This is a genomic window from Kitasatospora sp. NPDC001261, assembly GCF_042896795.1.
Lineage (GTDB): Bacteria > Actinomycetota > Actinomycetes > Streptomycetales > Streptomycetaceae > Kitasatospora.
On the sequence record NZ_JBIAXP010000002.1, the window covers coordinates 378,124 to 392,512 of the forward strand.

At 73.0% G+C, this 14,389-nt stretch carries 15 protein-coding genes; 12 read left to right on the top strand and 3 right to left on the bottom strand.

All coding sequences use genetic code 11. From position 1 onward, the window contains the following. The first annotated feature begins 13 nt into the window (after positions 1–13). Complete coding sequence (locus ACFY4B_RS04720) at positions 14–1,642, top strand: FtsW/RodA/SpoVE family cell cycle protein (RefSeq protein WP_387966462.1); 1,629 nt, start codon at positions 14–16, stop codon at positions 1,640–1,642. Between the two features lie 121 nt (positions 1,643–1,763). Here ACFY4B_RS04720 and ACFY4B_RS04725 read toward each other — a convergent pair whose 3' ends face one another. Further along, positions 1,764–3,173: a YihY/virulence factor BrkB family protein gene (locus tag ACFY4B_RS04725; protein WP_387966463.1), complete on the bottom strand. Its 1,410-nt coding sequence runs from the start codon at positions 3,171–3,173 to the stop codon at positions 1,764–1,766. Positions 3,174–3,374: 201 nt separating this feature from the next. Here ACFY4B_RS04725 and ACFY4B_RS04730 point away from each other — a divergent pair, with 201 nt between their 5' ends. The 11 genes from ACFY4B_RS04730 (at position 3,375) to ACFY4B_RS04780 (ending at position 13,175) form a co-directional block, all read left to right on the top strand. Next, positions 3,375–3,458, top strand: a complete 84-nt coding sequence (locus ACFY4B_RS04730) for a putative leader peptide (RefSeq protein ID WP_310593185.1) — start codon at positions 3,375–3,377, stop codon at positions 3,456–3,458. A gap of 198 nt (positions 3,459–3,656) precedes the next feature. Further along, complete coding sequence (locus ACFY4B_RS04735; RefSeq protein ID WP_387966464.1) at positions 3,657–5,381, top strand: nitrite/sulfite reductase; 1,725 nt, start codon at positions 3,657–3,659, stop codon at positions 5,379–5,381. Next, positions 5,378–5,560 carry a hypothetical protein gene (locus ACFY4B_RS04740; RefSeq protein WP_030060859.1) on the top strand — a complete coding sequence of 61 codons (183 nt, stop codon included), beginning with the start codon at positions 5,378–5,380 and terminating at the stop codon, positions 5,558–5,560. The genes ACFY4B_RS04735 and ACFY4B_RS04740 overlap by 4 nt, the downstream gene beginning before the upstream one ends. Next, positions 5,541–6,242: a phosphoadenylyl-sulfate reductase gene (locus ACFY4B_RS04745; protein WP_117487354.1), complete on the top strand. Its 702-nt coding sequence runs from the start codon at positions 5,541–5,543 to the stop codon at positions 6,240–6,242. Before ACFY4B_RS04740 ends, ACFY4B_RS04745 begins: the two co-directional genes overlap by 20 nt. A 62-nt stretch (positions 6,243–6,304) precedes the next feature. Continuing rightward, entirely contained in the window at positions 6,305–6,886 is a 582-nt protein-coding gene (gene cysC, locus ACFY4B_RS04750) for an adenylyl-sulfate kinase (RefSeq protein WP_049655048.1), read from the top strand. Next, on the top strand, positions 6,883–7,842 hold the full coding sequence (gene cysD / locus ACFY4B_RS04755) for a sulfate adenylyltransferase subunit CysD (RefSeq protein ID WP_259316546.1): 960 nt from the start codon (positions 6,883–6,885) through the stop codon (positions 7,840–7,842). The genes cysC and cysD overlap by 4 nt, the downstream gene beginning before the upstream one ends. Continuing rightward, positions 7,842–9,155 carry a sulfate adenylyltransferase subunit 1 gene (locus tag ACFY4B_RS04760; protein WP_074001004.1) on the top strand — a complete coding sequence of 438 codons (1,314 nt, stop codon included), beginning with the start codon at positions 7,842–7,844 and terminating at the stop codon, positions 9,153–9,155. Before cysD ends, ACFY4B_RS04760 begins: the two co-directional genes overlap by 1 nt. 246 nt (positions 9,156–9,401) lie before the next feature. Then, positions 9,402–10,565, top strand: a complete 1,164-nt coding sequence (locus ACFY4B_RS04765) for an aliphatic sulfonate ABC transporter substrate-binding protein (protein WP_049655034.1) — start codon at positions 9,402–9,404, stop codon at positions 10,563–10,565. Positions 10,566–10,707: 142 nt separating this feature from the next. Beyond that, the gene (locus ACFY4B_RS04770; RefSeq protein ID WP_049655033.1) at positions 10,708–11,511 is read left to right on the top strand and encodes an ABC transporter ATP-binding protein; all 804 of its coding nucleotides are present in this window, start codon (positions 10,708–10,710) and stop codon (positions 11,509–11,511) included. Continuing rightward, a complete protein-coding gene (locus ACFY4B_RS04775; RefSeq protein ID WP_074001002.1) occupies positions 11,498–12,430 on the top strand; it encodes an ABC transporter permease in 933 nt (310 codons plus the stop codon). Before ACFY4B_RS04770 ends, ACFY4B_RS04775 begins: the two co-directional genes overlap by 14 nt. A 10-nt stretch (positions 12,431–12,440) precedes the next feature. Beyond that, positions 12,441–13,175 (top strand): sirohydrochlorin chelatase, encoded by a 735-nt coding sequence (locus ACFY4B_RS04780; protein WP_387966465.1) that lies wholly within the window; start codon positions 12,441–12,443, stop codon positions 13,173–13,175. A 3-nt stretch (positions 13,176–13,178) separates the two neighbouring features. On the opposite strand, the gene ACFY4B_RS04785 is transcribed toward ACFY4B_RS04780, so the two are convergent. Both ACFY4B_RS04785 and ACFY4B_RS04790 read right to left on the bottom strand, forming a co-directional pair. Beyond that, positions 13,179–13,490: a hypothetical protein gene (locus ACFY4B_RS04785; protein WP_117487358.1), complete on the bottom strand. Its 312-nt coding sequence runs from the start codon at positions 13,488–13,490 to the stop codon at positions 13,179–13,181. Positions 13,491–13,638: 148 nt separating this feature from the next. Continuing rightward, complete coding sequence (locus ACFY4B_RS04790; RefSeq protein WP_053112563.1) at positions 13,639–14,352, bottom strand: ricin-type beta-trefoil lectin domain protein; 714 nt, start codon at positions 14,350–14,352, stop codon at positions 13,639–13,641. Positions 14,353–14,389: the final 37 nt, after the last annotated feature.

Below are 14,389 nucleotides of genomic sequence, written 5' to 3' on the forward strand. Positions count from 1 at the left end.
GGCCGACAAGGGGATGACAAGGGTGCGAACCACTGCACGCGGCGACGGCCGCCGGCTGGCGGCGCGCCACCGCAACATCGAACTGGGCCTCCTGGCCCTCGCGGTGGCCGTCTGTCTGGCGGGACACATCGACGCCGACCTGGCGCTCACCGGCAGGATGCCGCCCGGGCTGCTGGTGCACGGCCTGTCGCTGGGCGCGCTGGCCGGGGCGGCCCACCTGGCGGTGCGCCGGTTCGCCCCGTACGCCGATCCGCTGATCCTGCCGCTGGGCGTCTTCCTGACCGGCTTCGGGCTGGTGCTGCTGGACCGGCTGGACTTCAGCTACAAGGCCGCGCACGCCGCCAAGGGCGACTACCAGAAGCTCCCGGCGGCGCCCTCCCAACTGATGTGGGTGTTCATCTCGGTGGCGGCGGCGCTCGCGCTGATCGTCTTCGTCAAGCACCACCGCTTCTTCCAGCGCTACGTCTACCTGCTGATGGCGGGTGCGCTGATCCTGCTGGCCGCGCCGGTGCTCTCCCCCGGCGACAGCTTCGGCGCCAAGCGCTGGATCCGGCTGTTCGGGCTCTCCTTCGAGCCGGACGAGTTCGTGAAGGTCGCGATCACGATCTTCTTCGCGGGGTACCTGATGGCCTCCCGGGACGCGCTGGCGCTGGCCGGGCGGAAGGTCTGGGGGCTGACCCTGCCGCGCGGCCGGCACGCCGGCCCGGTGCTGGCGATCTGGGTGGTCAGCCTGCTGGTGCTGATCTTCGAACGCGACCTGGGCACCTCGCTGATCTTCTTCGGCGTCTTCATCGTCATGCTGTACGTGGCGACCGAGCGCACCAGCTGGGTGGTGCTCGGCCTGCTGATGGCGGTCGGCGGCGCGGCGGTGGTCGGGACGGTGGAGCCCCATGTGCACGGCCGCGTCGAGGCCTGGCTGCACCCGCTCGACTACTACAAGCCGGTGCACGACATGGCGATCTCCGAGCAGCCCGCCGAGGCGCTGTTCAGCCTGGGCACCGGGGGCATGACCGGGACCGGCCTGGGCTCGGGGCGGCCCTGGCTGATCGGTTTCGCCGGGCGCAGCGACTTCATCTTCACCACCATCGGCGAGGAGCTGGGCCTGGCCGGGGTGACGGCGATCCTGCTGGTCTACGTGCTGCTGGTCCAGCGCGGCCTGCGCACCGCGATCGGCCTGACCGACCCGTTCGGCAAGCTGCTGGCCACCGGTCTGTCGGCGGCGCTGGCGCTCCAGGTGTTCGTGGTGGTCGGCGGGGTGAGCGGGCTGGTCCCGCTGACCGGCAAGGCGCTGCCGTTCCTGGCCGCCGGCGGCTCGTCGCTGCTGGCGAACTGGCTGATGGTGGCGCTGCTGATCAAGCTGAGCGACTCCTCCGGGCGCACCGCCCTGGACCCGGCCCAGCCCTCCCCCGAGCCGCTCCCGGCCCAGGCCCGCCCGGCCGAGCCGTCCGTACGGGCCGAGCCGTCCGCGCCCGGCCCGTACGGCCCCACCGACCCCGACGCCCCGCACGACCCGTCAGCCCAGCGCCCGACGGACCCGACCCCGGCGGGACCGCTCTCCTCCACCCCCGGCGCCGCCGACCCCTCCGCCCCGACCGAGCTGCGCCCCGCGTACGGCCACCCGCCGAACCCGTCCGCCCCCTGACCCACCGCCCGACCCACCGCCCGACCCACGACGCACCCGCGGCGCACCCCACGCCCCGACGCACCAGGGCCTCCCCCGCACCCGCGGGAGAGGCCCTGCCGTCACCGTCCGTCCGCCCCGCCTACCGCTGTTCCCACGGCGGCCGGGGCGGCCTCGGCGGGTACCCCGGCACCTGCTGCCCGGGCGGCACCGGCCCCAGCCCCGGCCCGGACGGCGCCCCCGGCCCCGAACCCGGCCCAGGTCCAGGCCCAGGCCCAGCGCCCGACCCCGGCTGCCCTGCCCCCGCCCCGCCCGCCTGCGGCGGCCCGGCCGGCCGGTCGCTGTCCGGCGGCGGCGGCCCGGGCCGGTGGTGCGGCCCGCCGCGGGCGGTGAGCCGGCCGCGCACGTTGTCGGCGGCCAGCACGTCGGCCCACCGCTCCGGGTACTCGGAGGGCACGTCCTCGCCCTCGTCCTCGCCCCACTCCTCCTCGACGCCCTCGGCGAGCCCGAGTTCGCGGGCGCGCCGGGCCCGTTCGGCGGCCCGCCGGGCGGCGACCTCGCGGACCACGGCGGCGGCGGCCTCCTCGTGGGCGCGCTCGTTCTCGGCGCGCGCGTCGGCGGTCTCCAGGGTGGGCCAGCGGCGGTCTATCGCGGCGTTCATCGCGGCGCCGATGAGCACCGCGAGCGCCACCACGAAGATCCACAGCAGGACGGCCACCGGCGCCGCCAGCGAGCCGTACACCGAGGGGCCCTCGACCGAGCTGACCAGGTAGACCCGCAGGCCGACGCTGCAGAAGACCAGCACCACCAGGGCGACCAGGGCGCCGGGGATGTCCTCGCGCCACGGGGTCGAGACCGGGACGGCCAGGTGGTAGAGGGTGGTCAGCGAGACGGTCAGCAGCACGATGGCGACCGGCCAGTAGAGCGCGCCGACCAGCCCCGACACCCCCGGTACGGCGTTCTCCAGCAGTCCCGGACCGACCATCAGCAGCGGCAGCACCAGCGAGCCGATCACCAGGGCGCCGAAGTAGAGGCTGAGCGACATCAGCCGGGTCTTGACGATGCCCCGCTTGCCGTCGAGCCCGTACATGACGGTGATGGTGTCGATGAAGATGTAGAGGGCCCTGGAGCCGGACCACAGGGACAGCAGGAAGCCGATCGAGACGAGGTCGGGCCGGGTGCGGTCGAACACCCCGTCCAGCAGCGGGACCACGACCTCGTTGACGGAGGAGTCCGACAGCACCGTCCCGGAGGCCGAGAGGATGCTCTTCTTGAGCCCGGCGATGGTGCCCGCGCCGACGAACTCGTCGAGGTAGCCGAGGGTGCCGGCCAGCCCGAGCAGCAGCGGCGGGATCGACAGCAGGGTGAAGAAGGCCGCCTCCGCGGCGAGCCCGGTGACCCGGTACTCGACGCAGGTGTTGGTGGTGTCCCTGATCAGTTCCCACGCCGTGCGGCGCCAGGTGGCCTGTTTGGCCGCGCGCCGGGAGCCCTTGCCCCGCCGCCGGGAGGGCCGCTCGGCGTTCGCTCTGCTCGTATCGCCTGCTGCTTGCACAGGGCCAACCGTATCGGGCCGGGGCCCGGCGGTTGATCTCCCCGGGGGTACGGGCGCGTGGCCGGGCGGGGTGGGGGCGCGTCGCCGGACGTCCGGGCGGGGAGCGGCGGGAACATCCGGATGTCCCACATGACGAAACCTCAGAGTCCAGTATCTGGATGTTAGTGGACCGCGAGTCCCGCGCCGTGCGAATCTCTTGCCATGCCTAGCGCCGGAACCACCCTAGTAGGTCGACTCCACGTCGATCTCCTTCGCGTGTCCAGCGCCATCTGTCCGGTGACCTGAGCCCCCCGTCTCCGCCGCACCACCGCACCCGGCGCCGACCTTCCCGCCATCCCCGCCGCAGCGGATGCGCAGGCGCCCGCCCGGTCCCGGCCACCGCCCTCAAGACCTTGAAATCCGCAGGTCAGAGCGGTACCGCACGGCCGGACACGCCCCGCGACCCATTCGGCAGCAGCGCCATCCGCCCAGAAGGACTTCACCATGGCCACCTCCCCCGAGACCGTCGAGCCCACGGCCGACCGCGCCGCCGAGCGGCGCCCCGCAGCGGCCCGCAAGGTGACCCGCCACCGCGGCGAGGGCCAGTGGGGCATGGGCCACTACACCCCGCTGAACGCCAACGAGCAGTTCAAGAAGGACGACGACGGTCTCAATGTGCGGACACGTATTGAGACGATCTACGCGCACCGGGGCTTCGACTCCATCGACCCCGCCGACCTGCGCGGCCGGATGCGCTGGTGGGGGCTCTACACCCAGCGCAAGGAGGGCATCGACGGCGGCAAGACCGCGATCCTGGACCCGCACGAGCTGGACGCCGAGTTCTTCATGCTCCGGGTCCGCATCGACGGCGGCCGGCTGACCGTCCCCCAGCTGCGGGCGGTCGCCGAGGTCTCCGAGCAGTACGCGCGCGGCACCGCCGACCTGACCGACCGCCAGAACATCCAGTACCACTGGATCCGGATCGAGGACGTCCCGGCGATCTGGCAGAAGCTGGAGGCCGTCGGCCTGTCCACCACCGAGGCCTGCGGCGACACCCCCCGCGTCATCCTCGGCTCCCCGGTGGCCGGCATCGCCGAGGACGAGATCATCGACGGCACGCCCGCCATCGAGGAGATCCAGCGCCGCTTCATCGGCAACCCGGACTTCTCCAACCTGCCGCGCAAGTTCAAGAGCGCGGTCTCCGGCTCCCCGCTGCTGGACGTCGCGCACGAGATCAACGACGTCTCCTTCGTCGGCGTGGTCCACCCCGAGCACGGGCCCGGCTTCGACCTGTGGGTCGGCGGCGGCCTGTCCACCAACCCCAAGCTGGGCGTGCGGCTGGGCGCGTGGGTCCCGCTGGACGAGGTGGCGGACGTCTACGGCGGCGTCATCGGCATCTTCCGCGACTACGGCTACCGGCGCCTGCGCAACCGCGCCCGGCTGAAGTTCCTGGTCGCCGACTGGGGCGTGGAGAAGTTCCGCCGGGTGCTGGAGGAGGAGTACCTCGAGCGCCCGCTGCTCGACGGACCCGCCCCGGCCGAGCCCGCCGCCCGCTGGCGCGACCACGTCGGCGTCCACCGGCAGAAGGACGGCCGCTACTACATCGGCTTCGCCCCGCGCGTCGGCCGGGTCGACGGCAAGCTGCTCGGCCGGATCGCCGACCTCGCCGCCGCCCACGGCAGCGACCGGGTGCGCACCACCGCCGAGCAGAAGATGATCGTCCTCGACATCACCGAGGAGCACGTCGACTCCGTGGTGGCCGGCCTGGAGGCGCTCGACCTGCGGGTCACCCCCTCGCCGTTCCGCCGCGGCACCATGGCCTGCACCGGCATCGAGTACTGCAAGCTCGCCATCGTCGAGACCAAGGAGCGCGGCCGCACGCTCATCGACGAGCTGGAGCAGCGCCTGCCGGAGTTCGCCGAGCCGCTGACCATCAACATCAACGGCTGCCCGAACGCCTGCGCCCGCATCCAGGTCGCCGACATCGGCCTCAAGGGCCAGCTGGTCACCGACGAGCACGGCGAGCAGGTCGAGGGCTACCAGGTCCACCTCGGCGGCGCACTCGGCCTGGAGGCCGGCTTCGGCCGCAAGGTCCGCGGCCTCAAGGTCACCAGCGCGGGCCTGCCCGACTACGTCGAGCGCGTGCTGACCCGCTACCAGGCCGACCGCACCGAGGGCGAGCGCTTCGCCCAGTGGGCGGCCCGGGCGACCGAGGAGCAGCTGTCGTGAGCGAGCGCGCTGCCCCTTTCTTCTGCCCGTACTGCGGGGACGAGGACCTGCGCCCCTCCGAGGCCGGGCACGGCGCCTGGGAGTGCCACGGGTGCCGCCGCGCCTTCCAGCTGAAGTTCCTCGGCCTGCTGTCACCGACCAACCACGGGGGTACGTCACATGAGCAGCACCGCGACTGACCACGAGGCGATAGCCGTCCGGGCCGGCCGCGAGCTGGAGGAGGCCACCGCGCAGGAGGTCCTGCGGTGGGCCGCGGACACCTTCGGCGCGCGGTTCTGCGTCACCTCCTCGATGGAGGACGCGGTGGTGGCCCACCTGGCGTCCTCGGTGTTCCCGGGGGTGGACGTGGTGTTCCTGGACACCGGCTACCACTTCCCGGAGACCCTCGGGACGCGCGACGCGGTGGCCGCGACCATGCCGGTCAACGTCATCACGCTCACCCCGCTGCGGACGGTGGCCGAGCAGGACGCCGAGCACGGGCCGGCCCTGCACGACCGCGACCCGGACCTGTGCTGCTCGCTGCGCAAGGTCGAGCCGCTCAACCGGGGCCTGGCCGGCTACGACGCCTGGGCGACCGGGCTGCGCCGCGACGAGTCGCCGACCCGGGCGAACACCCCCGTGGTGTCCTGGGACCCGAAGCGCCGCAAGGTCAAGATCGCCCCGATCGCCCGCTGGACCCAGGAGGACGTGGACGCCTACGTCGCCGCCCACGGCGTGCTGCTCAACCCGCTGCTGTGGGAGGGCTACACCTCGATCGGCTGCTCCCCGTTGTCCTGCACCCGCAAGCCGGGCGAGGGTGAGGACGCCCGGGCCGGCCGCTGGTCCGGCTCCGGCAAGACCGAGTGCGGCATCCACCTCTGATTCGATCCGTTCTGATCGTCCGTCCATCCTCGTGTAAGGAAAGAACCGTGACAGCTGACACCCTGGCCGCCGACGGAGCCGCAGAGGCGGCCCGCACGGCCGCCCCGTGCGAGCGCGGCGCCACCGTGTGGCTGACCGGGCTGCCGAGCGCGGGCAAGACCACCCTGGCCTTCGCCCTCGCCGAGCGGCTGCGCGCCGAGGGCCACAAGGTCGAGGTCCTGGACGGCGACGAGATCCGCGAGTTCCTCTCCAAGGGCCTCGGCTTCTCCCGCGAGGACCGGCACACCAACGTCACCCGGATCGGCTTCGTCGCCGAGAAGCTGGCGGCCAACGGCGTCAAGGTGCTCGCCCCGGTGATCGCCCCGTTCGCGGACTCCCGCGCCGCGGTGCGCGAGCGGCACGCGGCGGCCGGCACCGAGTTCCTGGAGATCCACGTCGCCACCCCGGTCGAGCTGTGCGCCGAACGGGACGTCAAGGGCCTGTACGCGAAGCAGGCGGCCGGCGAGATCTCCGGCCTGACCGGCGTGGACGACCCGTACGAGGCCCCGGAGCGGCCGGAGCTGCGCCTCCAGACCCGGGGCCGCGCGGTCGCCGAGTCCGCCGCCGAGCTGCACGCCTTCCTGACCGAGAGGGGTCTGGCATGACCACCGAGACCGACAGCCCGGTCCGCACCGCCGGCGACCCCAACCAGAATTCAGGGGGGCCCTTCGCGCTGTCCCACCTGGACGCGCTGGAGGCCGAGTCGGTGCACATCTTCCGCGAGGTCGCGGGGGAGTTCGAGCGCCCGGTGATCCTGTTCTCCGGCGGCAAGGACTCCATCGTCATGCTGCACCTGGCGCTCAAGGCCTTCGCGCCCGCCGCCGTCCCCTTCTCGCTGCTGCACGTCGACACCGGGCACAACTTCCCGGAGGTCATCGACTACCGCGACCGCGTCGCCGCGCGGCACGGCCTGCGCCTGCACGTCGCCCACGTCCAGGACTTCATCGACCGCGGCGTCCTGCGCGAGCGCCCCGACGGCACCCGCAACCCGCTGCAGACCGTGCCGCTGCTGGACGCCATCGAGACGAACCGCTTCGACGCGGTGTTCGGCGGCGGGCGCCGCGACGAGGAGAAGGCCCGCGCCAAGGAGCGCGTCTTCTCGCTGCGCGACGAGTTCGGCGCCTGGGACCCGCGCCGCCAGCGCCCCGAGCTGTGGTCGCTCTACAACGGCCGCCACGCGGTGGGCGAGCACGTGCGGGTCTTCCCGCTGTCCAACTGGACCGAGCTCGACGTGTGGCAGTACATCGAGCGCGAGGGCATCGAGCTGCCGGAGATCTACTACGCCCACGAGCGGGACGTCTTCGCCCGCAGCGGCATGTGGCTGACCGCCGGCGACTGGGGCGGCCCCAAGGAGCACGAGCCGGTCCAGCGGCGGCTGATCCGCTACCGCACCGTCGGCGACATGTCCTGCACCGGCGCCGTCGACTCCGACGCCACCACCATCGAGGCCGTCATCGCCGAGATCGCCGCCTCGCGCCTCACCGAGCGCGGTGCGACGCGGGCCGACGACAAGCTCTCCGAGGCCGCGATGGAAGACCGCAAGCGCGAGGGATACTTCTAATGAGCACCGCCACCAACGCCACCTCGCTGCTGCGCTTCGCCACCGCTGGCTCCGTCGACGACGGCAAGTCCACCCTCGTCGGCCGGCTGCTGCACGACTCCAAGTCGGTGCTCGCCGACCAGCTGGAGGCCGTCGAGCACGCCTCCCGCAGCCGCGGCCAGGAGGCGCCCGACCTCGCCCTGCTCACCGACGGCCTGCGCGCGGAGCGCGAACAGGGCATCACCATCGACGTGGCCTACCGCTACTTCGCCACGCCCCGCCGGCGGTTCATCCTCGCCGACACCCCCGGGCACGTGCAGTACACCCGCAACATGGTCACCGGCGCCTCCACGGCCGAACTCGCCGTCGTCCTCGTCGACGCCCGCAACGGCGTCGTCGAGCAGACCCGCCGGCACGCCGCCGTCGCCGCCCTGCTGCGCGTGCCGCACGTCGTCCTCGCCGTCAACAAGATGGACCTGGTCGACTACGCCGAGCCCGTGTTCGCCGCCATCGCCGCCGAGTTCACCGCCTACGCCGCCTCGCTCGGCGTCAAGGACGTGCTGGCCGTCCCGATCTCCGCCCTCGCCGGGGACAACGTCGTCGAGCCGTCCGCGCACATGGACTGGTACGGCGGCCCGACCCTGCTGGAGCACCTGGAGACGGTGCCGGTCGGCAGCGACCCGGGCGCCGAGCCGGCCCGCTTCCCGGTCCAGTACGTCATCCGCCCGCAGACCGAGGAGCACCCCGACTACCGCGGCTACGCGGGCCAGTTGGCGTCCGGCGTGCTGCGCGTCGGCGACACCGTCACGGTCCTGCCGTCCGGCCACACCACCACCGTCGCCGGGATCGACGCCCTCGGCCGCCAGGCCGACGCCGCCTGGGCCCCGCAGTCGGTGACCGTCCGCCTCGCCGACGACCTGGACGTCTCCCGCGGCGACCTCATCGCCGCCGGGCCCGTGCCCGTCCCCACCAAGGACATCGAGGCCACCGTCAGCCACCTCAGCGAACGGCCGCTGCGCGCCGGCGACAAGGTCCTCCTCAAGCACACCACCCGCACCGTGCGGGCGCTGGTCAAGGACGTCGCCTACCGGATCGACATCGACACTTTGGAACAGCGCCCCGCCCCCGACGGGCTGAACGTCAACGACATCGGCCGGGTCGTCCTGCGCACCGCCGAGCCGCTGGCCCTGGACGGCTACTCCGACAACCGCCGCACCGGGTCGTTCCTGCTCATCGACCCGGCCGACGGCACCACCCTCACCGCCGGCATGGCGGGCGAGGCCTTCGCCACCGTACCCACCACCGGCACACCCGACGAGGAGGACTGGGTCTGATGCCCAGCGAGGCGTTCTCGGGCATGGACAAGGAAGGCGGCCGCATCGGCAGCGGCGTCCTCGGCAGCGGCCAGGGCGGCCTGACCCGATGTGCGGGCCGACGGGGCTGAGAACGCCCTGTCACCGGGCTGTCTCCCCCCACAGCCGCCCGGCTTGCCCCCGGCACACCGCTGCCGCGCGCACCACCTTCCAACCGTCCGTCCGAGACCGCCTCCTGACGGTCCGTCCGCGAACAGGACTCTCGCCATGGCACCGAACCCGGCCCTCCCGCATACCCGCACCCGCCCCGACGCCGGGCGGATCAGACGCTCCGCGGCCGCCGCCGCGGCCGGCCTGACCGTGGCGGCCCTGCTGTCGTCCTGCAGCTACGGCTCCAAGGCGGACGACAAGTCCTCCGACGCCAAGGCCAACACCGCTGCCACCGCCGGGAGTTCCGGCGCGAAGCTGTCCGCGGACACGGTGAAGATCGGCTACTTCGCCAACCTCACCCACGGCACCCCGCTGGTCGGCCTCCAGGAGGGCTTCTTCCAGAAGGAGCTCGGCGCCACCCAGGTCAAGACCCAGGTCTTCAACGCCGGCCCGGCCGAGATCGAGGCGCTGAACGCCGGCTCCATCGACATCGGCTGGATCGGCCCCTCCCCCGCGATCAACGGCTACACCAAGTCCGACGGCAAGTCCCTGAAGATCATCGGCGGTTCGGCCTCCGGCGGCGTCAAGCTGGTCGCCAACCCGGAGAAGATCGCCACCCTGGACGACCTCAAGGGCAAGAAGATCGCCACCCCGCAGCTCGGCAACACCCAGGACGTCGCCCTGCTCAACTACCTGGCGGGCAAGGGCTACAAGGTCGACGCGGCCACCGGCGCCGGCGACGTCTCGGTCGTGCGCACCGACAACAAGGTCACCCCCGACGCGTACAAGTCCGGCTCCATCGACGCCGCCTGGGTGCCCGAGCCCACCGCCTCCAAGCTGGTCACGCTCGGCGCGAAGGTCCTGCTCAACGAGAAGGACGTCTGGCCCGACAAGAAGTTCGTGATCACCAACATCATCGTCTCGCAGAAGTTCCTCACGGAGCACCCGGACGTGGTGGAGGCCGTGCTGCGCGGCTCGGTGAAGACCAACGCCTTCATCAAGGACAACTCCGACAAGGCCAAGGCCGACGCCAACGAGGCGATCAAGAAGGAGGCCGGCAACTCCCTGGAGCCCGCCATCCTCGACCCGGCCTGGGCCGACATCGACTTCCTGGACGACCCGCTGGCGAACACCCTCCAGGCCGAGGCCGACCACGCCGTCACCGCCGGGCTCCTCAAGAAGCCCAACCTGAACGGCATCTACGACCTCACCCTGCTGAACAAGGTCCTCGCCGCGGAGGGCCGGCCCGCCGTCGCGGACGCCGGACTCGGCGCCAAGTAGCGCCCGCAGCAAGGCCGTTCGTCACGACTCCGCGGTCCGGCCCCCGCCCGCCCGGTCGATCCCCGATCGATGCCCACCGGGACGGGCGGGGCCCGGGCCACGGCCCCGACCTCGCCAGACCACTCATCCAGGAGGTGCCCGGATGACCCCGGCACTGACCACCTCGGCGGACGCCCCCGGCGCCGACGCCCACGGCGGTGCGCCCGCCGTCCGGATCTCGCACGTGCACAAGTCCTTCGGCCGCCCCGGCGCCCAGACCCACGTCCTGGACGACATCACCCTCGACGTCGCCCCCGGCGAGTTCGTCACCCTGCTCGGCGCCTCCGGCTGCGGCAAGTCCACCCTGCTCAACCTCGTCGCCGGCCTCGACCGGCCCACCGCCGGCGGCATCGAGGTGCCCGGCGGCCGCCCCGCGCTGATGTTCCAGGAGCACGCGCTCTTCCCCTGGCTCACCGCCGGCAGGAACATCGAACTCGCCCTCAAGCTGGCCGGCGTCGCCCGCCCCGAGCGCCGCGCCGAAGCCGAGCGGCTGCTCGAACTCGTCCGCCTGGACGGCGCGTACGGCAAGCGCGTCCACGAGCTGTCCGGCGGCATGCGCCAGCGCGTCGCCATGGCCCGCGCCCTCGCCCAGGGCAGCAAGGTCCTGCTCATGGACGAGCCCTTCGCCGCCCTCGACGCCATCACCCGCGACGTCCTCCACGACGAGATCACCCGGATCTGGGCCGAACGGCAGCTGACCGTCCTGTTCGTCACCCACAACGTCCGCGAGGCCGTCCGCCTCGCCCAGCGGGTCGTCCTGCTCTCCTCCCGCCCCGGCCGGGTCGCCCGCGAATGGCACATCGACCTGCCCCAGCCGCGCCGCATCGAGTCCGCCGGCGTCGCCGACCTGTCCATCGAGATCACCGAAGAACTGCGTGGGGAGATCCGTCGCCATGGCCAGCACTGACACCACCCCCGTCCTGGACAAGAACGACAGGAACGACAAGCACGACCGGAACGACAGGACCGCCGACACCGCGGGCGTCGGCGCCGGCCTGGACGCCCTCGACGCCGTCACCGCACAGCGCGGCTCCCTCGGCGAGGCCCTGCGCAGCAAGGCCCTGCCGCCGCTCATCGGCGTGCTCGTCGTGCTCGCGCTCTGGCAGGGCGCGTACAGCCTGGAGCTCACCTCCTCCTACAAGCTGCCCAGCCCCGCCGACGTGTGGCGCTCCGCCCAGGACCTCTGGTACCAGGGCACGCTGTTCTCGATCATCTGGACCAGCGTCTGGCGCGGCCTGTCCGGCTTCCTCCTCGCCGTGGTGATCGGCACCCCGATCGGCCTCGTCGTCGCCCGCATCAGACCGGTGCGCACCGCCATCGGGCCCGTCCTGCAGGGCCTGCAGTCGCTGCCCTCGGTCGCCTGGGTGCCCGCCGCCGTCATCTGGCTCGGCATCAACGACTCGATGATGTACGCCGTCATCCTGCTCGGCGCCGTCCCCTCCATCGCCAACGGCCTGGTCGCCGGCATCGACCAGGTCCCCCCGCTGTTCCTGCGGGCCGGACGCACCCTCGGCGCCACCGGCCTCACCGGCGCCCGGCACGTCCTCATCCCCGCCGCCCTGCCCGGCTACCTCGCCGGCCTCAAGCAGGGCTGGGCCTTCTCCTGGCGCTCCCTGATGGCCGCCGAACTCGTCGCCTCCTCCCCCGACCTGGGCCGCGGCCTCGGCCGCTTCCTGGAGGACCAGCGCGAGTTCTCCGACATGTCCGGCGTCCTGCTCGGCATCATCCTCATCCTCTTCGTCGGCATCGCCATCGAACTCCTCGTCTTCACCCCCGTCGAACGCCGGGTGCTGCGCAACCGCGGCCTGCTGGCCACCGGCAAGTGAGGCAGCGCTGATGCCCGCCCTCCTCCTGATCGCCCACGGCAGCCGCGACCCGCGCCACGCCGCGACGGTGGCCGCGCTCGTGGAGGAGGTGCGGGCCCAGCGGCCCGGCACCGAGGTCGCCACCGCCTACCTGGACCACTGCGCGCCGCGGATCCCCCAGGTGGTCGGACGGCTCGCGGACGCGGTGGCGGTGCCGCTGCTGCTCAACCGGGCCTTCCACGCCAAGCACGACATCCCGGCCGCCCTGCGCGCCGCCGGCTCCCGGCTGCCGGTCGCCGACGTGCTCGGCCCCTCCCCCCTGCTGCTCGCCGCCCTGGACCGCCGCCTCGCCGAGGCCGGCCTCTCGGTCGGCTCACCCGCCGCCCGGGCCCGTACCGGCGTCGTCCTGGCCGCCGCCGGCTCCTCCGACCCGGCCGCCGACGCCGCGACCCGTGCCGTCGCCGCCGAGTGGCGCCGCACCCGCGGCTGGGCCGCCGTCGAGGTCGCCTACGCCTCCGCCGCCGGCCCCCGCGTCCCCGACGCCCTCGCCGCCCTGCGCACCGCCGGCGCCGAACGCACCGCCGTCGCCCCCTACCTGCTCGCCCCCGGCCTCCTCCCCGACCGCATCGCGGCCGCCGCCGAGGACGCGGGCGCGGACCTCGTGGCCGACGTCCTCGGCCCGTCCCCCGAACTGGCGGCCCTCCTCCTCCGCCGCTACGACCAGGCCCGCCACGCCGCGGACACCACCCCGGCCCTCACCGCCTGACCCTCACGACGCCCGACGGTGCTGGTACTCCGCCACCGCCGCGGTGATCACACTGAGCGGCACCGGCTCGTCCACGTCCGCGATGGCGGCCTCGATCCACTCCCTCATGATCGCCGTCGGCTTCAGCCCCCGCTCCCGCGCCCGGCGCCGGACCTCGTCCATCACCGGCTTGGGCAGCCGCAGCGAGGTGGTGATCATCACCGACTCGGCCGCCACCGGCTCGCCCGGCTCGGCGCTCATGATCTCGTCCTCGGTCAGCTCGTGCGTCTCGTAGTACTCGGCGATCGCCTCGGGATCCGCGGCGCTGTCGGCCATGCGTCACCTCCACCTCGTCCGGCACACGAGCAGCAGCGTGTTGCAAACGCCATGCACGACTCAAGCCGCCGTCACTCGGGCGAGTGACGGCGGCCAGGAGCACCGGCAGCGCGCACGGACGGGCCGTACGCCCTGGCCGGCTCGGGCGTCAGGCCGGGAGGTTCCACTTCTGGTTGGCGGCGCCGTTGCAGTCCCAGATACCGAGCTGGTTGCCGTTGTCGGTGGAGAAGCCGAGGTCGTCCAGGCAGCGGCCGGACTGCGGGTTGAGGAGCGAGCCGTCGGGGCGGGCCTGCCACTGCTGGGCGCCGCTGCCGTTGCAGTCGTAGATCTGGACCTTGGTGCCGTTGCCGGTGTTGCCGCCGGAGACGTCCATGCACTTGCCGAGGGCGCGGATCGTGCCGTCGACGCCGATCCGCCACTTCTGCGCGACGGAGCCGTTGCAGTCGTAGATCTGGACGGCGGTGCCGTTGCCGACGTTGGCGCCCTTCACGTCGACGCACTTGCTCGCGTAGCCGGAGATCTGGCCGGTCGGGCCGGCCGGCGGGACGGCGCCGAGGACGACGCGCGGGAACTGGACGCTGTCGCCGATGCCGCAGGACGCGGACATGGTGCCGTCGCCGATCGCGATGCCGCCGATGGCGGGGCGGGAGAACTGCACGGTGTGGTTGGAGTTCCAGTAGAGGCAGTTGGCGGTCACGGTCCAGGTCTGCATCGGGTCGAGGCCGGTACAGCTGCCGACGGCGTTCCAGGCGGAGGCCCAGGCGCCGCAGGCCGGCGCGGCCTGGGCGGAGGTGGCCGGGGCGGCCAGGGCGGCGGCCCCGGCGAGCAGGGCGGTGGTCAGCAGGGCGGAGGTTCGGCGCATGGGACGGTCGTCCTTCCGAGTGGGGGGATCACGTGGA

What these genes read in the sequence shown, in the direction of transcription:
- ACFY4B_RS04720 (WP_387966462.1), top strand. Translation starts at nt 14, where the DNA reads ATGACAAGGGTGCGAACCACTGCACGCGGCGACGGCCGCCGGCTGGCG.
- ACFY4B_RS04780 (WP_387966465.1), top strand. Translation starts at nt 12,441, where the DNA reads ATGCCCGCCCTCCTCCTGATCGCCCACGGCAGCCGCGACCCGCGCCAC.
- ACFY4B_RS04735 (WP_387966464.1), top strand. Translation starts at nt 3,657, where the DNA reads ATGGCCACCTCCCCCGAGACCGTCGAGCCCACGGCCGACCGCGCCGCC.
- ACFY4B_RS04730 (WP_310593185.1), top strand. Translation starts at nt 3,375, where the DNA reads ATGCCTAGCGCCGGAACCACCCTAGTAGGTCGACTCCACGTCGATCTC.
- ACFY4B_RS04745 (WP_117487354.1), top strand. Translation starts at nt 5,541, where the DNA reads ATGAGCAGCACCGCGACTGACCACGAGGCGATAGCCGTCCGGGCCGGC.
- ACFY4B_RS04785 (WP_117487358.1), bottom strand. Translation starts at nt 13,490, where the DNA reads ATGGCCGACAGCGCCGCGGATCCCGAGGCGATCGCCGAGTACTACGAG.
- ACFY4B_RS04765 (WP_049655034.1), top strand. Translation starts at nt 9,402, where the DNA reads ATGGCACCGAACCCGGCCCTCCCGCATACCCGCACCCGCCCCGACGCC.
- ACFY4B_RS04790 (WP_053112563.1), bottom strand. Translation starts at nt 14,352, where the DNA reads ATGCGCCGAACCTCCGCCCTGCTGACCACCGCCCTGCTCGCCGGGGCC.
- ACFY4B_RS04775 (WP_074001002.1), top strand. Translation starts at nt 11,498, where the DNA reads ATGGCCAGCACTGACACCACCCCCGTCCTGGACAAGAACGACAGGAAC.
- cysD (WP_259316546.1), top strand. Translation starts at nt 6,883, where the DNA reads ATGACCACCGAGACCGACAGCCCGGTCCGCACCGCCGGCGACCCCAAC.
- ACFY4B_RS04770 (WP_049655033.1), top strand. Translation starts at nt 10,708, where the DNA reads ATGACCCCGGCACTGACCACCTCGGCGGACGCCCCCGGCGCCGACGCC.
- ACFY4B_RS04760 (WP_074001004.1), top strand. Translation starts at nt 7,842, where the DNA reads ATGAGCACCGCCACCAACGCCACCTCGCTGCTGCGCTTCGCCACCGCT.